Origin of the sequence: Delftia sp. WSY_10 (genome assembly GCF_043104705.1) — a bacterium.
In the GTDB taxonomy this organism is placed as follows: Bacteria; Pseudomonadota; Gammaproteobacteria; order Burkholderiales; family Burkholderiaceae_C; genus Comamonas; species Comamonas tsuruhatensis.
Genome location: NZ_JBICKY010000053.1, coordinates 182,309 through 203,082, shown reverse-complemented (window position 1 = coordinate 203,082; position 20,774 = coordinate 182,309). Strand labels below are relative to the sequence as shown.

Below are 20,774 nucleotides of genomic sequence, written 5' to 3'. Positions count from 1 at the left end.
ATTTTACTTTTGACCGCATGCTCCCCCGAGGAAACCCGAAATGGCCGCTCCACTTCTGATCGCCCGCCACTCTGCCACAGAATGCCTGCTGCTGCCCGCACTGGCCAATCGACATGGCCTGATCACCGGCGCCACGGGCACCGGCAAGACCGTGACGCTGCAGAAAATGGCGGAAGGCTTCTCCGAAATCGGCGTGCCGGTGTTCATGGCCGACATCAAGGGCGACCTGTCGGGCATCAGCCAAAGCGGCAGCACCGGCGCCAAGATGGCGGCTTCGCTGCAGGAGCGCGGCATCGAGATTCCCCAGCCCCTGGCCTGCCCCACCACGCTGTGGGACGTGTTCGGCGAGCTGGGCCATCCGGTGCGCGCCACGGTTTCGGACATGGGGCCGCTGCTGATCGGGCGCATGCTGGCCCTGAACGACACGCAGATGGGCGTGCTCAACCTGGTCTTCAAGATTGCCGACGACAACGGACTGCTGCTGCTGGACCTCAAGGACCTGCGGTCCATGCTCCAGCACGTGGGCGACAACGCCAAGCAGTTCACCACCGAGTACGGCAACATCAGTGCCGCCAGCGTGGGGGCCATACAGCGCGGGCTGGTGGCCATCGAGTCGCAGGGCGGCGACAAATTCTTTGGCGAGCCCATGCTCGACATCAACGACCTGATGCAGACCGATGCAGGCGGCAAGGGCGTGGTCAACATCCTGGCGGCCGAGAAGCTGATGAATTCGCCGCGCCTGTACTCCACCTTCCTGCTGTGGATGCTGTCCGAGCTGTTCGAGCGCCTGCCCGAGATCGGCGACCCCGACAAGCCCAAGCTGGTCTTCTTCTTCGACGAGGCCCACCTGCTGTTCAACGATGCGCCCAAGGTGCTGCTCGAACGCATCGAGCTGGTGGTGCGCCTGGTGCGCTCCAAGGGCGTGGGCGTGTATTTCGTCACGCAAAACCCCATGGACGTGCCCGACACCGTGCTGGCCCAGTTGGGCAACCGCGTGCAGCACGCGCTGCGCGCCTTCACGCCGCGCGATCAGAAGGCCGTCAAGGCCACGGCCACCACCATGCGGCCCAAGCCCGGGCTGGACATCGAGGCCGCCATCACCGAACTGGCCGTGGGCGAGGCCCTGGTGAGCTTCCTCGACGACAAGGGACGCCCCGGCATCACCGAGCGTGCCTACGTGATCCCGCCCGGCAGCCAGATCGGCCCCATCAACGAGGAGCAGCGCAAGACCCTGCTGGCACAGTCGCTGGTGGCCGGCGTCTATGAAAAGGCCGTGGACCGCGAATCGGCCTACGAGGTGCTGCGCGGCCGCACGGCAGCGGCCGGCGACGGCGCAGCGCCAACCGGCACGGGTCCGGCCGATGCTGCGCCCGCGGCAAGCGAAGGTGGCGCCATGATGGACGGGCTCAAGGACCTGCTGTTCGGCACCACGGGCCCGCGCGGCGGCAAGCACGACGGCCTGGTGCAGACCATGGCCAAGTCCACCATGCGCACCATGGGCAATTCGCTGGGCAAGGAAATCCTGCGCGGCGTGCTCGGCGGCATCCTGGGCAACAAGAAGCGCTGAAGCGCTGGCGCACCGGCACTGCGCCGCATCAAACACCATAGCACCCAGCCGTTGCCATGCAACGGCTGGCGCATTTCAGGGCGCTGAAAGCCTGCGCATGCGGCTATGATCGAAACCGCCTCCATCCACTTTGCGGAACCGCACGCCATGACGACGAACAGCCCTCCCTCGCTGCCCACCTATGACGACGTTGCCGCCGCAGCCGGCCGGCTGGAGGGCGTGGCCCACCGCACCCCCATACTGCGCAGCCGCACCGCCGACGAGCTGCTGGGCGCCCAGCTGTTCTTCAAGTGCGAGAACCTGCAGCGAACGGGCGCCTTCAAGATACGCGGCGCCTACAACGCGCTGTCGCAGTTCACGCCCGAGCAGCGCAAGCGCGGCGCCCTGGCCTTCTCTTCGGGCAACCATGCGCAGGCCGTGGCCCTGGCCGCGCAGATGCTGGACATGCCCGCGCTCATCGTCATGCCCGAGGATGCGCCCGCCTCCAAGATGGCGGCCACGCGTTCCTACGGCGCCCAGGTCGTGACCTATGACCGCTTCACCGAGGACCGCGAAGCCATCTCCCGCCGCCTGGCCGACGAGCGCGGCATGACGCTGATCCCGCCGTTCAACCACCGCGACGTGATTGCCGGCCAGGGCACGGCGGCCAAGGAATTGTTCGAGGAGGTGCCCGATCTGGACTACCTGTTCGTCTGCCTGGGCGGCGGCGGCCTGCTGTCGGGCAGCCTGCTGGCAGCCGGACAGCTCTCCCCGCGCTGCAAGGTCTATGGCGTCGAGCCCCAGGCCGGCGACGATGCCCGCCAGTCGCTGCGCGCAGGCCGGATCGTGCAGATCCCCACGCCCCACACCATTGCCGACGGCGCGCAGACCCAGTCCATCGGCGATATCACATTCGCCATCATCCGCGAGCATGTCGAAGATATCCTGGCCGTGGCGGACGAGCATCTGGTGCAGGCCATGCGCTTTTACGCGGAACGCAAGAAAATCGTGGTCGAACCCACGGGTGCGCTCTCGCTGGCGGGCGCCCTGCATGGCGGGGTTGCGCTGTCGGGCGCACGCGTGGGCATTCTCATCAGCGGCGGCAATGTGGACCTGGCGCGCTACGCGCGCTTTCTGCACGACTGAACCGACCCCTGGCGCCGGCCCCAAAATACCGGCGCCCTTTTTTCCAGAAGAAAACCATGAGTACTCTGCACCTGATCGACCACCCGCTGGTCCAACACAAGCTCACGCTGATGCGCCGCAAGGAAGCCAGCACCAACAGCTTCCGCCGCATGCTGGGCGAGCTGTCCACGCTGATGGCCTACGAGATCACGCGTGACATGCCGCTGCAGGACATCGAGATCGAGACCCCGCTGGAGACCATGACCGGCAAGGTCATCGACGGCAAGAAGCTGGTGCTGGTGTCCATCCTGCGCGCCGGCAACGGTTTCCTCGACGGCATGCTCAACGTCGTGCCCGGCGCGCGCATCGGCCACATCGGCCTGTACCGCGACCCCGAGACGCTGCAGCCCGTCGAGTACTACTTCAAGATGCCCTCCGAGATGGAAGAGCGCGACGTGCTGGTCGTCGATCCCATGCTGGCCACGGGCAATTCGGCCGCCGCCGCCGTGGCGCGCCTGAAGCAGCTGAACCCGAAGTCCATCAAGTTCATGTGCCTGCTGGCTGCGCCCGAAGGCGTGGCCACCATGCAGAAGGCCCATCCCGACGTGGACATCTACACGGCCGCCGTGGACCGCCAGCTGGACGCCCACGGCTACATCCTGCCGGGCCTGGGCGACGCGGGCGACCGAATCTTCGGCACCAAGTGAGCCGCCGGGCGCTGGGCGCCTGCACCCACAAAAAAGCCGCACGATGTGCGGCTTTTTTGCTTGGCAGCGGGGACAGCGTCATCAATCCACCAGGCCCGCGTAGACGTTCTGCACGTCATCGTCGTTCTCGATGCCGGCCAGGAAGTCCTGCACTTCCTCCTGCTGCTCAGCCGACAGGCTGGCCATGCTGACCGGCGTCTTGGCCTTGTAGCCCAGCTTGGCCGACAGCACCTTGAAGCCCTGGGCCGGCAGCGCCTTGCTCACGGTATCGAGGTCGGTGGGGTCGGTGATGAACAGCGTCGTGCCCTCTTCCTCGCCGGGCTCGAAATCCTGTGCACCGGCCTCGATGGCGGCCAGTTCGGCATCGGCGCCGCCTTCGGGCTCGCCTTCGATCATGCCCACATGGTCGAAGTCCCAGGCCACGGCCGTCATCTGGCCCTTGCGAAAGCACACGCGCATGTTGGGCGCCGTGCGGTTCACGTTGTCGGTCAGGCACTCGATCATCACCGGCACGCGGTTGGGGCCGTAGCCTTCATAGACCACGCGCTCGTAGTTGACGGCATCGGCACCCACGCCCGAGCCCTTCTTGATGGCACGCTCGAGCGTGTCCTTGGGCATGGAGGCCTTGCGTGCGGCTTCCACCGCCATGCGCAGGCGCGAGTTGCCTGCCGGATCGGCGCCGGCGCGCGCCGCGACGATGATTTCCTTGACAAGCTTGCCAAACAGCTTTCCCTTGGCGTCGGCGACCAGCGCCTTGCCCTTTGCTTTCCATTGCGCGCCCATGGCTGCTTTTCCCTTGCGGATTCTCTGGTGGGTAGGAGGCGCCGCCGCCCGCCCCCGCAGGGACCCGGCCCGGCGCCGAAAGAGCGCTGTTTATACACCCGCGCAAGTGGCTGCGCGGGCTTTTTGCACAGTGGTTGACAGGTCGCCGCAGGCTCTGGTGGCGTCGTGCATGATGCTGGCTTGTGCGAAGCCCCCTGCCTGCGCTGCACCGCCTCCGACGTCAACGGCGGTGCATCCGGCTTCCCGTCTTGTCCCCTCATCACAGGAGCATCGGCATGCCGCCATCCCTTTCCGCCGCCCTCGCCATCAGCACCCTGGGCCTGTCCGGCGCACTGTGGGCCGCCAGCCCCAACCTCTCCACAGAAATCGTCGCCGAAGGCCTGGAGCACCCCTGGGCCATGGCTTTCCTGCCGGATGGGCGCTACCTGGTGACCGAGCGGCCGGGCCGCATGCGCATCGTGCAGGGCGACGGAAGGCTGGGCGCTCCCCTGGCGGGCCTTCCGGCCGTGGAGGCCGCAGGCCAGGGCGGCCTGCTGGACGTGGTGCTGGACAGCGACTTCGCGCGCAACCGCCAGCTGTACTTCTGCTACTCCGAGCCCGGCAGCGGCGCCGACAGCGGCAAGAACAGCACGGCGCTGGCCAGCGCCCGGCTGTCCGACGATGCCAGCCGGCTGGAGCAGGTGAAAGTGCTGTTCTCGCAGCGCCCCAGGTACGCGAGCGCATTGCATTTCGGCTGCCGCATCGTGGAGCGCAGGGTGGACGGCAAGAGCGATGGCACGCTGTTCCTGGCGCTGGGCGAGCGCTCGCGCTACAAGGAAGAGGCCCAGAACCTGCAAAGCCACCTGGGCAAGATCGTGCGCATTGCCAAGGACGGCAGCGTACCCAGGGACAACCCCTTTGTCGGCCGCGCGGATGCCTGGCCCGAGATCTGGAGCTACGGCCACCGCAACGCCCAGGGCGCGGCGCTGGCGCCCGATGGCAGCCTGTGGATGCATGAGCACGGCCCGCAGGGCGGCGACGAGGTCAACCGGCCCGAGCCCGGCAAGAACTACGGCTGGCCCGTGATCACCTACGGCGAGAACTATGGCGGCGGCAAGATCGGCGCCGGCATCACGCGCAAGGAGGGCATGGAGCAGCCGCTGCACTACTGGGTGCCGTCGATCGCCCCCTCAGGCATGGCCTTTGTGACCAGTGACCGGTATGGGGCGCAATGGAAGGGATCGCTGGTCGTGGGCTCGCTCAAGTTCCAGCGGCTGGAGCGCCTGACGATCAGGTCCGGGAAGGTGACGGCCGGCGAGCAGGTGCTGCCGCGCCTGGGCCAGCGCGTGCGCGATGTGCGCCAGGGACCGGACGGCTGGCTTTACCTGCTGACGGACGCCCAGGGCGGGCAGTTGCTGCGCGTCACCGCCACGCCCTGAGTCCCGTCACGCGCGGCGGCTCACTGCACGGTGATGCCGTTGGCCTTGACCACGGCATCCCAGCGCTTGCGCTCGGCGGCCACGAAGCCCGTGAAGGCGGCGGAGGAGCTGCCCACGGGCGTCAGGCCCAGTTTCTCCAGGCTGGCGCGCGTGGCCGGCAGGGCCAGGGCCTTTTGCACCAGGTCCTGCAGCTTCTGCACGGTCTCGGGCGCGGTGCCTGCGGGCAGGAAGAAGCCGTTCCACTCCGTGACCTCGAAGCCCTTGATGCCGCTTTCCGCCACCGTGGGCACGTCGGGCAGGTCCGGCATGCGCTTGGCCGAGGACACGGCCAGCGCCTTGAGCTTGCCGCCCTTGACATAGTTGATGCTGGAGGCGGCGTTGGCAAAGTACACATCGACCTGGCCGCCCATGACATCGACGATGGCGGGCGCCCCGCCCTTGTAGGGAACGTGGACGGCATCGAACTTGGCGTCTGCCTTGAGCAGTTCCGTCGCCATCTGGGCCAGGCTGCCCGGGCCGTAGGAGGCATAGGTGAGCCTGCCGGGCTTTTGCCGCGCGGCATTCATGAAGTCGGCCAAGCTGTTGTAGGGCGAGGACGGCGCCGCCACGAGGATGTTGGGCACGCTGATGGCCTGGGACACGGCAATGAAGTCCTTGGCCGGGTCATAGGGCAGCTTGCGCAACGCGGGGTTGATGGCGAAGGACGATGCGTCATACAGCACCGTATAGCCGTCGGCCTTGGCACGCGCCACGAGGGCGGCGCCGATGGCGCCGCTGGCGCCGGCCTTGTTGTCCACCACCACGGTCTGGCCCGAGACCTCGCCCAGCGCCTTGGCGATGATGCGCGCCGCATTGTCCGCACCGCCGCCGGCCGAGAACGGCACGACGACCGTGATGGCCTGCGCGGCCGGATAGTCAGCCGCATACAGCGTGCCCTGGAAAAGTCCCAGTCCCAGGCCCAACCCCAAGGCCAGCACCGTCATGGCGGGCCGCAATGTCTTGATCTTCTTCACGTTTCTGTCTCCTGTTGCTCCATGGTGAAAACCTGGGCTGCGAGGCTTGCGTGCCCCGCGCCCTCAATCGAATCCGTACAGCTCGGCGGCGTTGTCCACCAGCACGCGGGCGCGCAGCGCCGCATCGGGAATCCAGCGTGACAACAGGGCCAGCAGCATCGGGGTCTGCGGCGGATGGGCAGCTTCGGTGACATGGGGCCAGTCGCTGCCCCAGACCAGGCGCTGCGGGGCCTCGGCCACCCAGGCCTGCGCCAGCGCGTCGCAGTCGGCATAGCCTGCGGCCAGGCCCGCCCGGCTGTTCAGATACGGGCCCGAGAGCTTGACCCAGGCCCTGCCCTGCTGCACCAGCCCACGGACCACACCGAAGGCGGGCTGGTGCACGCCTGCGCCGTCAGTGCTGTCAGCCAGCCGCGCCATGTGGTCGAACACCAGGGTGCATGGCAGCCGCTGCAGCAGCGCCGCATGGGCCTCGATCTGGCTGGCCAGCCAGTGCAGCTGCACATGCCAGCCCAGCGCGGCAATGCGCTCGGCCAACGGCTCCAGCATGTCCAGCCGCACGGCTGCATCGTGCTCGGTATGCAGCGAAAAGCGGATGCCGCGAATGCCGCCGTCATGCAGCGCCTGCAGCTGGGCGTCGGTGATCTCGGGGTGCACCACGGCAATGCCGCGCGTGCTTGCTGCGCCCAGCGACTGGATGGCGTGCAGCGTGACCCGGTTGTCCGTGCCATGCGCACGCGGCTGGACGATGACGGCGCGCTCCAGCCCCATGGCGCCGCGCAGCCGCGCATAGTCGGCAGCCGTGGCATGGGCGCGCATGGCCTGCGGCGCCTCGGCCCCAAAACGCATACCAAAGCGCGGATCGAAGACGTGCAGATGGGCGTCGCAGGCGCCTGCGGGCAGTGCGTGCATCAGCGGCTCTCTTGCGCGGCGGCCTTCAGGGCCTCGGTATGCTGGCCCAGCGTGGGCGCGGCAAAGGCCAGCGGGCCGGGCGTGCGGTCGAATTCGACGGCGCCGGCAAAGCCCCGGTAGCTGCCCAGGGTCGGATGCTCGAAGCGGGTGACCATGCCCTCGGCCTGCACCTGCGGGTCGTCGAACATGTCTTCCACCGTGCGCGCCGCCGCGCAGGGCACTTCCTCACCGAACAAGGCCTCCCATTCCAGCGCGCTGCGCCCTGCCAATGCCTGGCGCAGCAGCGGCACCAGCACGTCGCGGTGCTGGGCGCGCTTGCGCACGGAGTCGTAGCGCTCGTCGCCGGCCAGCTCGGGCAGCCCCAGCTTGCGGCACAGCGCCTCCCAGAAATGCGCGGTATTGGCCGAGATGTAGAGATGTCCTTCACGCGTCGGGTGGATGCCCGTGATGCCGCCGGAGCGCATGTCGCGCCCCACCTCGCGCGGCTCGCCCTCGGCCCAGACCATGCGTGCGGACTGCATGGTCAGTGCCGCGCGCAGCAGCGACACGCCCACATGCTGGCCCAGCCCGCTTTTCTCGCGCTCGTACAGCGCCGACGACACGCCGCCCGCCACCAGGGCCGAGGCGTAGTAGTCCACCACGGAGCCGTAGAGAATCTCGGGCGGCCCGCCAGCCTTGCCCTGCATGGCGCACATGCCGGTCATGGTCTGCAGCACCTGGTCGTAACCCGCCTTGGCCTTGAGCGGACCCCGGCTGCCGTAGCCGGTGACGCTGCAATAGACGAGGCGTGGGTTGATGGCGGCCAGTTGCGCAAAACCGATGCCCAGCCGCTCGGGCACGCCGGGCCGGAAGTTGTGGACCAGCACATCGGCCTCGCGCACCAGGCGCAGCAGCACGGCGTGGTCGGCCTCGTCCTTCAGGTCCAGCACCATGCCCCACTTGCTGCGGTTCACGCCCAGGAAGGCGCGGCTTTCAGCCTCCAGCGTGGACGGGTACTTGCGCAGGTTGTCGCCCACGGGCGGCTCGACCTTGATCACCTCGGCGCCCTGGTCCGCCAGCAGCGAGCAGCCATAAGGCCCCGCGATATAGGCGCTCAGGTCCAGCACGCGCACGCCGCTGAGCGGGCCTTTCGGCCCCTGGCGTTCACCGGGCACAAAACTCATTCGTTTCTCCTGATAGGGAAGCGGGAAGGCCTGGGGCACCTCCCGCCAAAGGCCGGGTTCAATCGGCCTGGATATTGCGGTCCTTGGCGAGCTGCTTCCAGCGCGCCACGTCGCTGCGGATCACCTGTGCGAACTGCTGCGGCGTCACGGGGTTGGCAATGGCGCCTTCGCGCAGGAAGCTGGCCTGGATGGTCGGCTTGGCCAGCACCTGGTTCACGGCCTGGTTGAGGCGGTCCACGATGTCGGCGGGAGTGCCCGCAGGCGCCAGCAGCCCCCACCACAGATCGAATTCGTAGCCCGGGATGGCCGTTGCCATGGGCGTCAGGTCCGGCGCAATGGGGCTGGGCTTGAGGCTGGTGATGCCGATGGCGCGCAGCTTGCCGTTGCGCACCATGGGCAGGATGGACGGGCCGCTGGAGACCAGCATCTGCACCTGGTTGCCGATCACATCGGTCACGGCCGGACCCTGGCCCTTGTAGGGCACATGCATGATGTCCATGCCCGGCACCATGGAGCGCATCATCTCGGTCGCGAAGTGGTTGATGCTGCCGGTGCCCGAGGTGGCGTAGTTGAACTGGCCCGGGCTGGCCTTGATGGCGCGCACCAGATCCTGCGGCGTCCTGGCCGGGAATTCGTTGTTCACGGCCACCACCAGCGGGCCCTTGGCAAACATGGCCACGGGCGCCAGGTCCTTGACGGGGTCGAAGGGCATCTTGGCCTGCACCGCGGCATTCGTGGTCATGCTCGACGACACCGCCACCAGCGTGTAGCCGTCCGCCGTCGCCTTGGCCACCGAGGCCGTGCCGGTGTTGCCGCTGGCGCCGGGCCGGTTGTCCACGATCACGGTCTGCTTGAGCAGATCGCCCATTTCCTTGGCCACCTGGCGTGCGAACACATCGTTGGAGCCTCCCGGCGGATAGGGAACCACCATGGTGATGGCCTTGGACGGGAAGGCGCCCTGCGCCATCAATCCCGGCGAAGCCAGCCCGGCCAGCGTGGCCACCGTTGCCGTGGCCGCCAGCGCCACCAGCCTGCGCCGCGTGCGGCAATGCGAAATGCTCATGTCTTTGTCTCCTGTCCTGTTTCTTGTCGTTGTGTTGCCCGGCATGCAGGACGCCGGTACACCGGAATGCCAGAACCCTATTCAGGCCACCAGCAGCCCCTGTGCATGCGCCGCAGCCACGATGGCCTGGGCACGCAGCACAAAGGGCTTGTCCACCATCTTTCCGTCCACCACATAGGCGCCCAGCGCATTGGCGTCAGCCTCGCGGGCCGCCTGGACCACCTTCAGCGAGTGGGAAATCTCCTGCTCGGTCGGCTGGTAGACCGCATTGGCCAGCGCAACCTGGCTGGGGTGTATGCACGTCTTGCCCAGAAAGCCCAGGCCGCGCGACAGCCGCGCCTCGGCGCTGAAGCCGTCGCTGTCGCGGATGTCGGCAAAGGCGCCGTCATAGGCATAGATGCCTGCCTCGGCAGCGGCCATGCGCACGGCAAGCAGCACCTGGGCAATGGCGGCGGGCTCGCGCCGGTTCACGCCAAAGGGCTCGAACAGGTCGCCCAGCCCCATCTGCAGGCCGGCCACGCTGGCGTGGGCGCCGGCCAGTTCGGCAGCGCAGCGCAGGGCGCGGGGTGTTTCGATGTTGAGCAGCAGGCCAGGCGCCTGGGGCACGCCGTTGGCATCTGCCGCATCGGCAATGCGCTGTGCGGCCTCGCGCACCTGCTGCACGGTCTCGGGCTTGGGCAGGTTGATGAGGTGCACGCCGTCGCGCACCATCTCGGCGATGTCGGCGCCGAAATGCGGCGTATCCATGGCGTTGACACGCACGATCAGCGTCTTGCCGTGGCCCCGGCTTTCAGGGCTGAGCAGGAAGCTGCGCAACAGGCCGCGCGCCTCGTCCTTGCGGGCTTCGGCCACCGCGTCCTCCAGGTCGAAGGACAGCGCGTCGGCCTCGCCGGCCAGTGCCTTGGCGAACAGCTCGGGACGCGATGCGGGAACAAACAGTTTGCTTCTCATGGCCCGCATTGTGGGCGGCAGAAAGCCAAGAGAAACACAGGTAATATTTGTTCAAACCACACAAATTCTTTGTTTATGGAAACCAGCTACCTGCACAGCTTCCTGCTTGTGGTGGAGACCGGCTCCATGGCCGAGGCCGCGCGGCGCCTGGATATCACGGCCGCCGCCGTGGCCCAGCAGATCCGCATCCTCGAGCGCGAGTTCGACGCCCCCCTGCTGGCCCGCGCAGGCCGCACCGTGCTGCCCACCCCGGCCGGCCACCGCCTGGCCCAATCCGCGCCGCAGTTGCTGCGCGAACTGGCCAATGCCAAGACCCATGTCAGCCAGGAAGGCACGGCCGGGGAACTGGTCATAGGCACCATCAACACGGCGCTGCACAGCCTGCTGCCCGACATCCTGGCCGGCTTCGTGAAGAAGTGCCCTGACGCCAAGGTGTTCCTGCGGTCGGCCACCACGCGCGAGCTGTACGAGGCCGTGCGGCAGGGCGAGCTGGATGCGGCGGTCTGCCTGCACCCCTCGTTCGCCCTGGCCAAGACCTTCGACTGGACACTGCTGCGCGAGGAGCCGCTGGTGCTTCTGGTGCCGCACCAGCTGGCGCACCTGGACCCGCACACGCTGCTGCGCACCCAGCCGCTGATCCGCTATGACCGCAGCCTGGGCGGTGGGCAAATGGTGGAGCGCTACCTGCGCGCCGCGCAGATTGCGCCGCAGGAGCGCTTTGAGCTGAGCTCGCTGGTGGCCATTGCCATGATGGTGGACAGGGGCCTGGGCGTCTCCCTGGTGCCCGACACGGCACTGAACCTGCCCGATGGCCAGGGCGTGGTGCGCCTGGCCCTGCCCGAGGAATCGCAGTCGCGGCGCTTTGGCGTGATGTGGCTGCGCTCGTCGGCACGGCTGCCGCTGATCCACAGGCTGGTGGACTGCGCACGCACCGTGGTCAAGCAGCGCGGCGGCCCGCGCGCTGCCGCACGCGCAGCAACCAGGTCACCATAGTCCGCGCCGTCAGGACTCCGCCACGGCCGCCGTGGCAACCAGGTCCTGGAACCTGCGCAGCACGGCCGACGCATCGCCCACGCGCGTGGCCAGATGCAGGGGAGCAGCCAACCCGGGGCACTGGGACAGCGCACGGTAGACAATGCCGTCGCTGCGCAGGCGCTGCATGGAGGCCGGCACGATGGACAGCCCCAGCCCTGCCGAGACCAGGCTCAGCGTGGCCGTCATGCGCGGCGCCTCCTGCACCACGCGCGGACTGAAACCCGCCTCCAGGCAGGCCTTGAGAATGGCGTCGTACAGGCCCTGCCCTACCCTGCGCCGGTACAGCACGAAATCCTCCGAGGCGAGCTGCGGCAAAGGCACGGGCCGGCGCAATGGGCGTGCCAGCGCATGCCCTGCAGGCAGGGCCAGCAGCATGGGCTCCTCCAGAATCGGCACGGCCTGCAGCCCCTGGCTGCCATGCAGGGGCGAGCGCACAAAGGCCGCGTCCAGCCGCTCGTGCAGCAGTGCATCCATGAGTTCACCCGTACCCGCCTCCTCCAGCGCCACGGCCACGCCGGGCACCTGCTGGCGGAACATGCGCAGCACGCCGGGCACGAAGGGATGCAGCGCGGCAGAGCTGGTGAAACCCACGGCCAGCCGGCCCGTCTCGCCGCGGGCGGCACGGCCCACCACTTCGGCCAGCCCATCGGAGCGGGCCAGCAGCGCCCTGGCCTCTTCCAGCAGCGCCAGCCCCGCCGCCGTGGGCCGCACGCCGCGCGGCAGGCGCTGCACCAGCTCCACGCCCAATTCGTGTTCCAGGCCCTGCAGCAACCGCGTCAGCGGCGGCTGCTGCATGCCCAGCCGCTCGGCCGCGCGGGTGATGTGGCCTTCCTCGGCGATGGCGACAAAGGCGCGCAGTTGGCGAAGCTCGGGCACGTCAATACTTTCAAGGTATGGGAAGACTTCAATTGTGGCATTTGCAATCATGGATGGACGGATTTACGCTCGCGCCCCACAAACACACCTACCTGAAAGGCAACACGATGACCTGGTCCGCAAAGCAGTACACAACGTTCGAGCAGGAGCGCACGCGCCCCGTGCGCGACCTGGTGGCAGCCATTCCCGATCTGCCTGGCCGCGCCGTGCGGCTGGCCGTGGACCTGGGCTGCGGCCCCGGCAACTCCACCGAGGTCCTGGCCCAGCGCTTCCCCGAGGCCACCGTGACGGGACTGGACAACTCCGAGGACATGCTGGATGCCGCACGCAAGCGGCTGCCGGGCACGGCCTTCTGCCTGGCCGACATCGCCACCTGGCAGCCCGACCAGCCGCAGGACGTGATCCTGGCCAATGCCTCGCTGCAGTGGCTGCCCGACCACCAGCAGCTTTACCCGCGCCTCGTCAGCCACTTGGCCCCCGGTGGCAGCCTGGCCGTGCAGACACCGGACAACCTGGAAGAACCGGCCCACCGGCTGGCACGCGAAGTGGCCGCCAGCGGCCCATGGGCTGCCACGATTGGCGATGTGCGCCACCCCGCACGTCACAGCGCGGACTTCTACTACGCCCTGCTTCGCCCGCACTGCAGCAACGTCGATGTCTGGCGCACCACCTACTTCCACCCGCTGGCGGGCGGCCATGCCGCGGTGGTTGAGTGGTTCAAGGGTTCGGCGCTGCGCCCCTTCGTCGCGCCGCTGGACGAGGAGCAAAAGGCCGGCTTCTACGCAGCGTATCTGCAGGCCATCTCCCAGGCCTACCCCGCGCTGGACGATGGCACGGTGCTGCTGCCCTTCCCCAGGCTGTTCATCGTGGCCAGCCGCTGAAGCAGCGCGCCTTCGGCCCTCAGCGCGCCGGATGCAACTCGATGAGATCCCACAGATTGCCGTAGAGGTCTTCGAACACGGCCACGGTGCCGTGGGGCTTGCGCTGGGGTTCCTGCACAAAGCGCACGCCGCGCGAGCGGTAGGCCTCGAAGTCGCGCAGGCAGTCGTCGGTCTGCAGGAACAGGAACACGCGCCCGCCCGTCTGGTTGCCCACGCGCGCGGCCTGTTCCTCATTCGTGGCGCGGGCCAGCAGCAGGCGCACACCGCCGCCACCGGGAGCCACGGTGACCCAGCGCTTGCCCTCGGACAGGGCGGTGTCCTCGATCAGCACGAAGCCCAGCGCGCCCACATAAAAGCGCAGCGCCTCGTCATAGTCGCGCACGGCGACGCTCACCTGTCCTATCACCTGGGGCATGGAATCCTTTGCAGCAATGGTGCGGTCCTCGGACCACGGGGCCGCGAGGATAACGGAGCCCTGTCAATGCCCTGCCGCCCTGGCCCGTAAGCCCTGCGGCTGGCCCCACAATGGCGGCTTGCAATTGCCTCGTGAGGGACGGGAATCCATGCTGAATGCCTTGTGGCTGGGCTTTTTTCTGGTGGCGGCCGTGGCTGCGCTGGCCCAATGGCTGGTCGGCGGCCAGGCCGGGATTTTCTCGGCCATGGTGCAGGCGCTGTTTGCCATGGCCAGGCTGTCGGTCGAGGTCATGGTGCTGCTGTTCGGCACGCTGACGCTGTGGCTGGGCTTTCTGCGCATCGCAGAGAAGGCCGGCGTGGTGGAGTGGCTGGCGCGCGTGCTGGGCCCGTTGTTCGCCAGGCTCATGCCCGAGGTGCCGCGCGGCCATCCGGCCCTGGGCCTGATCACGCTGAACTTCGCGGCCAACGGGCTGGGACTGGACAACGCGGCCACGCCCATGGGCCTGAAGGCCATGCGCTCGCTGCAGGAGCTCAACCCCCGGCCCGACACCGCCACCAATGCGCAGATCCTGTTCCTGGTGCTCAATGCGTCGTCGCTGACCTTGCTGCCCGTGACCATCTTCATGTACCGCATGCAGCAGGGTGCGCCCGATCCCACCCTGGTCTTTCTGCCGATCTTGCTGGCCACCTCGGCCTCGACCCTGGTCGGCCTGCTGGCCGTGGCCGCCGTGCAGAGGCTGCCGCTGTGGAGCCCCGTGGTGCTGGGCTATCTGCTGCCGCTGGGCTTGGCGCTGGCGGGCTTCATGGCCTTTCTGGCCACGCTGTCGGCGGCCGCACTGGCCCAGCTGTCATCGCTGCTGGGCAACCTGACGCTGTTTGCCCTGATCGTGCTGTTCGTCACTCTGGGCGCCTGGCGCAAGGTCGCGGTCTACGACAGCTTCATCGAGGGCGCCAAGGAAGGCTTTGACGTGGCCAAGGGCCTGCTGCCCTATCTGGTGGCCATGCTCTGCGCCGTGGGCGTGTTCCGCGCATCGGGCGCGCTGGAGTATGCGCTGTCGGGCATACGCTGGGTGGTCGATGCCATGGGCATGGACGCCCGCTTCGTGGACGCCCTGCCCACGGCCCTGGTCAAACCCTTCTCGGGCAGCGCGGCGCGCGCCATGCTGATCGAGACCATGCAGACCCAGGGCGTGGACAGCTTCGCCGCCCTGGTGGCCGCCACCATCCAGGGCAGCACCGAAACCACTTTCTACGTCCTGGCCGTCTACTTCGGCGCCGTAGGCATACAGCGCGCCCGTCACGCCGTGCCCTGCGCCCTCATCGCCGAACTGGCCGGCGTGGTGGCGGCCATCGTGGTCTGCTACAAGTTCTTTGGCTGAGGGCACAAATGGGCGCTGCGCCTGAAGCCGACGCGGTCCAAGGCGAGGAAGACCGAGCAAGTGCCTACGCCGGCCGCCCCGCCGCGAGAGTGTCGCACCTCTCGGGAGAAGCCGCGCAGCGGCTCAGGGGGAACTAAAGTTCCGGCATGATCGCCTCGGCATAGTCATACAGCGCCCCCAGGATCTCCTCGCCGCGCTCGTCGGCAGTTTCCGATAGCTGATCGACCATGGCAAACATCTGCTCGGCCGTGCGTGCGCCGCCCTTGCCTTCGATCAGGCAGGCCGCGCAGTGCTGCAGCCAGCGCTGGCGCTCGGCCGGGTTCAGGCTGGCGGGGAAATTGCGGGCGCGGTAGCGGAACAGCAGCTCGGTCAGGCGGGCATCGTCGAAGCCCGTGCGGTCCAGCGCCAGCTCCTGCGCGGACAGGCTGCGCAGGTGGTTCAGGCGGCGCCGGTCCTCATTGCCCACGAAACCGCCGTACAGGTCCTGGTCGGCATCCAGCCCTTCCTGCGCAGGGCGCTGGTGAACGGCACGCCACAGCGCGCTCATGTCGGGCAGGTCCCGTGCAATGGCCGCATGGCCCATGCACTGCTCCACATCGATGCCCCATTGCGCGGCCATGGCCGGGCTCAGCGTCTTGAGGCTGCCGACCACCATGGGCGACTTGTTGACGTGGATGCTCTTGATGGGCAGGCGCTGCATGCCTTCGGGCAGGTCGGCCGCGCGCGAGAACAGGCGCAGGCGCAGCGTGTCCACGTCGATGGAGGCCAGCTCGGACGGGTCCTGCGCCAGATCCCAGCAGATGATCTCGTTCTTGTTGGTGGGGTGCGTGGCCAGCGGCCACATGACGGCGATGCAGCCGCGCTCGGGCCGGATCATGCCGCTGACGTGCAGGAAAGGCCTGGCATGCGCCGGCTCGGCCGGCAGGCCCATTTCCTGCAGCACACGGTCCTTCTTGTGCAGCGAGAAGGCGAAGTCGAACAATCTGGGCTGGACCTTGCGGATCAGCCGGGCCAGCCCGATGGTGGCACGCACGTCGGACAGGGCATCGTGCGCCTTCTCGTGCAGCAGGCCGTTGGCGCGGGCCAGGTCCTCGAGCTTGAAGCTTGGAGATCCATCCTCCTTTTTCGGCCAGACAATGCCTTCTGGGCGCAGCGCATAGACCATGCGCACCACGTCGAGCAGATCCCAGCGCCCGCAGCCGTTTTGCCATTCGCGCGCATAGGGGTCGATGAGGTTGCGCCAGAACATGAAGCGCGTGATCTCGTCGTCAAAACGGATGGTGTTGTAGCCCACGCCCACGGTGCCGGCCTGGGCCAGTTCTGCCTCGATGCGGGCGGCGAACTGGGCCTCGGGCATGCCCTGCTCCAGGCATTGCTGGGGCGTGATGCCGGTGATCAGGCAGGACTGCGGATCGGGCAGGTAGTCGCCTGCCGGCTGGCAATACCACATGACGGGCTCGCCGATTTCATTGAGTTCCGCATCCGTGCGGATGCCCGCGAATTGCGCGGGCCGGTCATAGCGCGGCTGGGCGCCGAAGGTCTCGTAGTCGTGCCAGAAGAAGGTATGGGCCATCGGGCGAGTATGCCTGCGAAAAAAGTGCGTCCGGACATCACAGCAAGGGTGAGCAAAGGCGCGCGCCGGAGTCGAACAGGCGCAGTGCGAAGCCCAGGTCGCGCTTGAAATGCACGCGCTGCGCCTGCTCCAGGTCCAGCTCGAACTGGCGCGCCAGGTCGCCATTGAGCTGGGGCCCGTAGGCGATGGCGCAGACTTCGTAGTTCAGGAAGAAGCTGCGGTAGTCGAAGTTGGCCGTGCCGATGATGGAGATGCTGCCGTCCACCACCAGCGTCTTGGAGTGCAGCATGCGCGCCTTGTATTCGTAGACGCGCACGCCGCAGCGGATCAGTTCGTCGTAGTAGGAGCGCGCGGCCGCCGTGACCAGGGCCGAATCGGAGCGGCGCGGCACCAGCAGCTGCACATCCACGCCGCGCAGCGAGGCATTGGTGAGCGCGGCCAGCGCGGCCTCCGTGGGAACGAAGTACGGCGTGGTCAGCCAGACACGCTCCTCGGCCGCGTTGATGGCCGCAAGATGGGCGCGGTAGATGGCCTGCAGGCCGTTGTCGGGGCCGGAGGTGATGACCTGCACGGGCAGCGGGCCCTCGGGCGCGTCCGGCAGCAGCAGGTCGATGTCGGCGGGCTCGCTCTTGGGGTCCTTTTCGAGGGCGTAGGCCCAGTCCTCGAGGAACACGGTCTGCAGCCAGTTGACGATGGCGCCCTCCAGGCGCAGGTGCACGTCGTGGTAGGCATCGGGCATGACACGCGCGTTCTCTTCGTCGGTCACGTTGACGCCGCCCGTGAAGCCCACCTTGCCGTCGCACACCAGGATCTTGCGGTGGGTGCGGAAGTTGATGACCGGGCGCAGCCGCCGGCCGATCTTGGTGCCATGGAACAGCGCGACCTCGGCGCCCGCATCCTCCAGCGGCTGCAGAAAGCGCCGCCCCAGCTTCTTGGAGCCCAGGGCATCCACCAGCAGGCGCACCTGTATGCCTGCGCGGGCCCGCTGTATCAGCAGGTCGCGCAGGGCCGTGCCGGTCTGGTCGGGCTCGAAGATGTAGTACTCGAGGTGGATGTGGTGGCGCGCGGCATTCACCGCGTCGATGATGGCGTCGAAGGTGGCCGCGCCACCGACCAGCAGCCGCAGGTCGGTGGCCGTGCTCACCGGAAAGTCGCTGGTGGCGGCCACCAGTCGCGCAACCTGGTGCAGGCGCTCGGGACTGCCGGGCATGCGCTCGCGCAGCCGCTGCACGCCCGAGCGCACGCGCGATGTCTTGCGCGCGCGCAGCCGCTTGATGCGCTGGCGCTTGAGCCGCTGCGGGCCGAAGAAATAATAGATGGCCAGCCCGCCCACGGGAATCGCCGCCATGGACAGCAGCCAGCTCAGCGTGGCCACGGGTGCGCTGCGCTGCAAAAGGATCCACACCGCGACGATCACCACATAGACCGACCAGGTCACCGACAGCAGCAGCAGCGCATTCTCATGGGTCAGGTACTGACGAAGCCACTCCACAAAGACTCCTTCGGGCGGATCAAAGAAAAAGCCGGCAGCCCGGGGGGCTGTCGGCTTGCGCGATGGGCATCAGGCGATGCACATCAGTCGGCAGTGGCCTCTTTGGGCTCGGCCGGCTCGGAAGCCGGATCCTGCCTGGGCTGGGGCGTGATGTCGAGCCTGACCTCGCCCTTTTCGGCGTCGTCGGCATCGACCACCCAGTCCACTTCCAGGCGGCCACCGTCGACCAGCTGCCCGAACAGCAGCTCGTCGGCCAGCGAGCGCCGGATGGTGTCCTGGATCAGGCGCTGCATGGGACGGGCGCCCATGAGCGGATCGAAGCCCTTCCTGGCCAGGTGCTTGCGCAGCGCATCGGTGAAGGTGACCTCCACGCGCTTTTCGGCAAGCTGCTGCTCCAGCTGCAGCAGGAACTTGTCGACCACGCGCAGGATGACCTGCTCGTCCAGCGGCTTGAAGCTGACGATGGCGTCCAGACGGTTGCGGAACTCCGGCGTGAACAGGCGCTTGATGTCGCCCATTTCGTCGCCGGCCTGGCGCGGGTTGGTGAAGCCGATCGAGGCCTTGTTGATGGTCTCTGCACCCGCGTTCGTGGTCATGATGAGGATCACGTTGCGGAAGTCGGCCTTGCGCCCGTTGTTGTCCGTCAGCGTGCCGTGGTCCATGACCTGCAGCAGCACGTTGAAGATGTCCGGATGCGCCTTCTCGATTTCGTCGAGCAGCAGCACCGAATGCGGCTTCTTGGTCACGGCCTCGGTCAGCAGGCCGCCCTGGTCAAAGCCCACATAGCCCGGAGGCGCGCCGATCAGGCGGCTGACGGCATGGCGCTCCATGTACTCCGACATGTCGAAGCGGATCAGGTCCACGCCCAAAATGTAGGCCAGCTGCTTGGCCGCTTCCGTCTTGCCCACGCCGGTGGGGCCCGAGAACAGGAAGGAGCCGATCGGCTTGTCCGGCTTGCCCAGGCCCGAGCGCGCCATCTTGACCGAGGAGGCCAGCGCTTCCAGCGCCTTGTCCTGGCCGAAGACCACGCTCTTGAGGTCGCGCTCCAGCGTCTGCAGCTTGCTGCGGTCGTCGTTGGACACGTTGGCAGGCGGAATGCGCGCGATCTTGGCCACGATGGCCTCGATCTCGGCCTTGTCGATGGTCTGCTTGCGCTGCTCCACCGGAATGATGCGCTGCGCGGCGCCGGCCTCGTCGATCACGTCGATGGCCTTGTCGGGCAGGTGGCGGTCATTGATGTACTTGGCCGACAGCTCGGCCGCAGCCTGCAGGGCGGCAGCGGCGTACTGCACGCTGTGGTGTTCCTCGAAGCGCGACTTCAGGCCCTTGAGGATGTCCACGGTCTCGGCCACCGTGGGCTCGACCACATCCACCTTCTGGAAGCGCCGCGACAGGGCCGCATCCTTTTCGAAGATGCCGCGGTACTCGGTGAACGTGGTGGCGCCGATGCACTTGAGCTGGCCGCTGGACAGCGCCGGCTTGAGCAGGTTGGACGCGTCCAGCGTGCCGCCCGAAGCGGCGCCCGCGCCGATCAGCGTGTGGATCTCGTCGATGAACAGGATGGCGTTGGGCTTGTCCTTCAGCGACTTGAGCACGCCCTTGAGGCGCTGCTCGAAATCGCCACGGTACTTGGTGCCTGCCAGCAGCGCGCCCATGTCCAGCGAATAGACCACGGCCTCGGTCAGCACCTCGGGCACCTTGCCTTCGGTGATGCGCCAGGCCAGGCCCTCGGCGATCGCGGTCTTGCCCACGCCGGCCTCGCCGACCAGCAGCGGGTTGTTCTTGCGGCGGCGGCACAGGATCTGGATGGTGCGCTCGACCTCGTAGTCGCGCCCGATCAGCGGATCGATCTTGCCGTCCTTGGCCGCCTGGTTGAGGTTCAGCGTGAACTGCTCCAGGGGCGAGGCCTTTTCGTTGCGTTCGCCACCGGCACCCTCTTCGGATTCCGCAGGGTTCTCCGCCTTCGCAGGCTCGGGCGGCTCGCCCTTCTTGATGCCGTGGGCGATGAAATTGACCACGTCCAGGCGCGTCACGCCCTGCTGGTGCAGGTAGTAGACGGCATGCGAGTCCTTTTCACCGAAGATGGCCACGAGCACGTTGGCGCCCGTGACTTCCTTCTTGCCGTTGCCGGTCGATTGCACATGCATGATGGCGCGCTGAATCACACGCTGGAAACCCAGCGTGGGCTGCGTGTCCACTTCGTCGGTGCCCGCGACCTGGGGCGTGTTGTCCTTGATGAAGTTGGACAGGGCCGAGCGCAGGTCATCGATGTTGGCTGAGCAGGCGCGCAGCACTTCCGCTGCACTGGGGTTGTCCAGCAGGGCCAGCAGCAGGTGTTCCACGGTGATGAACTCGTGGCGCTGCTGGCGTGCTTCGACAAAGGCCATGTGCAAGCTGACTTCCAGTTCCTGGGCGATCATTGATGACTCCTTTTCGCTTGCTGGGG

18 protein-coding genes are annotated in these 20,774 nt (G+C 67.6%); 7 read left to right on the top strand and 11 right to left on the bottom strand.

The genetic code is table 11. The features are described 5' to 3' along the window. The first annotated feature begins 40 nt into the window (after positions 1–40). The 3 genes from ACF8ML_RS22080 to upp all read left to right on the top strand — a co-directional run bounded on the left by ACF8ML_RS22080 (position 41) and on the right by upp (position 3,378). Positions 41–1,567: a helicase HerA-like domain-containing protein gene (locus tag ACF8ML_RS22080; protein WP_392407973.1), complete on the top strand. Its 1,527-nt coding sequence runs from the start codon at positions 41–43 to the stop codon at positions 1,565–1,567. Positions 1,568–1,714: 147 nt separating this feature from the next. Further along, positions 1,715–2,692, top strand: coding sequence for a threo-3-hydroxy-L-aspartate ammonia-lyase (locus tag ACF8ML_RS22075; RefSeq protein WP_026062217.1), 978 nt, complete (start codon positions 1,715–1,717; stop codon positions 2,690–2,692). 56 nt (positions 2,693–2,748) lie between these two features. Then, positions 2,749–3,378, top strand: a complete 630-nt coding sequence (upp, locus tag ACF8ML_RS22070) for a uracil phosphoribosyltransferase (RefSeq protein WP_012205354.1) — start codon at positions 2,749–2,751, stop codon at positions 3,376–3,378. An 81-nt stretch (positions 3,379–3,459) separates the two neighbouring features. Here upp and ACF8ML_RS22065 read toward each other — a convergent pair whose 3' ends face one another. Then, entirely contained in the window at positions 3,460–4,161 is a 702-nt protein-coding gene (locus ACF8ML_RS22065; RefSeq protein WP_016446881.1) for a YebC/PmpR family DNA-binding transcriptional regulator, read from the bottom strand. Positions 4,162–4,436: 275 nt separating this feature from the next. On the opposite strand from ACF8ML_RS22065, the gene ACF8ML_RS22060 reads away from it, so the two are divergent. Then, on the top strand, positions 4,437–5,579 hold the full coding sequence (locus ACF8ML_RS22060) for a PQQ-dependent sugar dehydrogenase (protein ID WP_392407972.1): 1,143 nt from the start codon (positions 4,437–4,439) through the stop codon (positions 5,577–5,579). A gap of 20 nt (positions 5,580–5,599) precedes the next feature. Here ACF8ML_RS22060 and ACF8ML_RS22055 read toward each other — a convergent pair whose 3' ends face one another. From ACF8ML_RS22055 to ACF8ML_RS22035, 5 genes are all read right to left on the bottom strand, one after another. Continuing rightward, complete coding sequence (locus ACF8ML_RS22055; RefSeq protein WP_392407971.1) at positions 5,600–6,592, bottom strand: tripartite tricarboxylate transporter substrate binding protein; 993 nt, start codon at positions 6,590–6,592, stop codon at positions 5,600–5,602. 63 nt (positions 6,593–6,655) lie between these two features. Next, positions 6,656–7,501, bottom strand: a complete 846-nt coding sequence (locus ACF8ML_RS22050; RefSeq protein WP_047327736.1) for an amidohydrolase — start codon at positions 7,499–7,501, stop codon at positions 6,656–6,658. Next, positions 7,501–8,664 (bottom strand): CoA transferase, encoded by a 1,164-nt coding sequence (locus ACF8ML_RS22045; protein WP_047327735.1) that lies wholly within the window; start codon positions 8,662–8,664, stop codon positions 7,501–7,503. Before ACF8ML_RS22045 ends, ACF8ML_RS22050 begins: the two co-directional genes overlap by 1 nt. A 58-nt stretch (positions 8,665–8,722) precedes the next feature. Next, a complete protein-coding gene (locus ACF8ML_RS22040) occupies positions 8,723–9,727 on the bottom strand; it encodes a tripartite tricarboxylate transporter substrate binding protein (RefSeq protein ID WP_046985916.1) in 1,005 nt (334 codons plus the stop codon). A gap of 81 nt (positions 9,728–9,808) precedes the next feature. Further along, the gene (locus ACF8ML_RS22035; RefSeq protein WP_047327733.1) at positions 9,809–10,678 is read right to left on the bottom strand and encodes a CoA ester lyase; all 870 of its coding nucleotides are present in this window, start codon (positions 10,676–10,678) and stop codon (positions 9,809–9,811) included. Positions 10,679–10,753: 75 nt separating this feature from the next. Here ACF8ML_RS22035 and ACF8ML_RS22030 point away from each other — a divergent pair, with 75 nt between their 5' ends. Then, positions 10,754–11,671 carry a LysR family transcriptional regulator gene (locus ACF8ML_RS22030; RefSeq protein WP_392407970.1) on the top strand — a complete coding sequence of 306 codons (918 nt, stop codon included), beginning with the start codon at positions 10,754–10,756 and terminating at the stop codon, positions 11,669–11,671. Between the two features lie 9 nt (positions 11,672–11,680). Here ACF8ML_RS22030 and ACF8ML_RS22025 read toward each other — a convergent pair whose 3' ends face one another. Continuing rightward, positions 11,681–12,589, bottom strand: a complete 909-nt coding sequence (locus ACF8ML_RS22025; RefSeq protein WP_392407969.1) for a LysR family transcriptional regulator — start codon at positions 12,587–12,589, stop codon at positions 11,681–11,683. 107 nt (positions 12,590–12,696) lie between these two features. Between ACF8ML_RS22025 and tam the strand changes: the two genes are divergently transcribed. Beyond that, complete coding sequence (gene tam / locus ACF8ML_RS22020; RefSeq protein WP_252651735.1) at positions 12,697–13,470, top strand: trans-aconitate 2-methyltransferase; 774 nt, start codon at positions 12,697–12,699, stop codon at positions 13,468–13,470. Positions 13,471–13,489: 19 nt separating this feature from the next. Here tam and ACF8ML_RS22015 read toward each other — a convergent pair whose 3' ends face one another. Then, complete coding sequence (locus ACF8ML_RS22015) at positions 13,490–13,885, bottom strand: VOC family protein (RefSeq protein WP_047473457.1); 396 nt, start codon at positions 13,883–13,885, stop codon at positions 13,490–13,492. Between the two features lie 148 nt (positions 13,886–14,033). Here ACF8ML_RS22015 and ACF8ML_RS22010 point away from each other — a divergent pair, with 148 nt between their 5' ends. Further along, complete coding sequence (locus ACF8ML_RS22010; RefSeq protein WP_017404792.1) at positions 14,034–15,263, top strand: nucleoside recognition domain-containing protein; 1,230 nt, start codon at positions 14,034–14,036, stop codon at positions 15,261–15,263. A 133-nt stretch (positions 15,264–15,396) separates the two neighbouring features. On the opposite strand, the gene sbcB is transcribed toward ACF8ML_RS22010, so the two are convergent. The 3 genes from sbcB to clpA all read right to left on the bottom strand — a co-directional run bounded on the left by sbcB (position 15,397) and on the right by clpA (position 20,748). Further along, positions 15,397–16,836, bottom strand: coding sequence for an exodeoxyribonuclease I (gene sbcB, locus ACF8ML_RS22005; protein WP_017404791.1), 1,440 nt, complete (start codon positions 16,834–16,836; stop codon positions 15,397–15,399). 37 nt (positions 16,837–16,873) lie between these two features. Beyond that, complete coding sequence (gene cls / locus ACF8ML_RS22000; RefSeq protein ID WP_016446867.1) at positions 16,874–18,328, bottom strand: cardiolipin synthase; 1,455 nt, start codon at positions 18,326–18,328, stop codon at positions 16,874–16,876. Between the two features lie 83 nt (positions 18,329–18,411). Further along, positions 18,412–20,748 carry an ATP-dependent Clp protease ATP-binding subunit ClpA gene (gene clpA / locus ACF8ML_RS21995; protein WP_016446866.1) on the bottom strand — a complete coding sequence of 779 codons (2,337 nt, stop codon included), beginning with the start codon at positions 20,746–20,748 and terminating at the stop codon, positions 18,412–18,414. Positions 20,749–20,774 lie beyond the last annotated feature (26 nt).

Coding starts and splice junctions, on each gene's coding strand:
- ACF8ML_RS22080 (WP_392407973.1), top strand. CDS start 41: ATGGCCGCTCCACTTCTGATCGCCCGCCACTCTGCCACAGAATGCCTG.
- ACF8ML_RS22075 (WP_026062217.1), top strand. CDS start 1,715: ATGACGACGAACAGCCCTCCCTCGCTGCCCACCTATGACGACGTTGCC.
- upp (WP_012205354.1), top strand. CDS start 2,749: ATGAGTACTCTGCACCTGATCGACCACCCGCTGGTCCAACACAAGCTC.
- ACF8ML_RS22065 (WP_016446881.1), bottom strand. CDS start 4,161: ATGGGCGCGCAATGGAAAGCAAAGGGCAAGGCGCTGGTCGCCGACGCC.
- ACF8ML_RS22060 (WP_392407972.1), top strand. CDS start 4,437: ATGCCGCCATCCCTTTCCGCCGCCCTCGCCATCAGCACCCTGGGCCTG.
- ACF8ML_RS22050 (WP_047327736.1), bottom strand. CDS start 7,501: ATGCACGCACTGCCCGCAGGCGCCTGCGACGCCCATCTGCACGTCTTC.
- ACF8ML_RS22045 (WP_047327735.1), bottom strand. CDS start 8,664: ATGAGTTTTGTGCCCGGTGAACGCCAGGGGCCGAAAGGCCCGCTCAGC.
- ACF8ML_RS22040 (WP_046985916.1), bottom strand. CDS start 9,727: ATGAGCATTTCGCATTGCCGCACGCGGCGCAGGCTGGTGGCGCTGGCG.
- ACF8ML_RS22035 (WP_047327733.1), bottom strand. CDS start 10,678: ATGAGAAGCAAACTGTTTGTTCCCGCATCGCGTCCCGAGCTGTTCGCC.
- ACF8ML_RS22030 (WP_392407970.1), top strand. CDS start 10,754: ATGGAAACCAGCTACCTGCACAGCTTCCTGCTTGTGGTGGAGACCGGC.
- tam (WP_252651735.1), top strand. CDS start 12,697: ATGACCTGGTCCGCAAAGCAGTACACAACGTTCGAGCAGGAGCGCACG.
- ACF8ML_RS22015 (WP_047473457.1), bottom strand. CDS start 13,885: ATGCCCCAGGTGATAGGACAGGTGAGCGTCGCCGTGCGCGACTATGAC.
- ACF8ML_RS22010 (WP_017404792.1), top strand. CDS start 14,034: ATGCTGAATGCCTTGTGGCTGGGCTTTTTTCTGGTGGCGGCCGTGGCT.
- sbcB (WP_017404791.1), bottom strand. CDS start 16,836: ATGGCCCATACCTTCTTCTGGCACGACTACGAGACCTTCGGCGCCCAG.
- clpA (WP_016446866.1), bottom strand. CDS start 20,748: ATGATCGCCCAGGAACTGGAAGTCAGCTTGCACATGGCCTTTGTCGAA.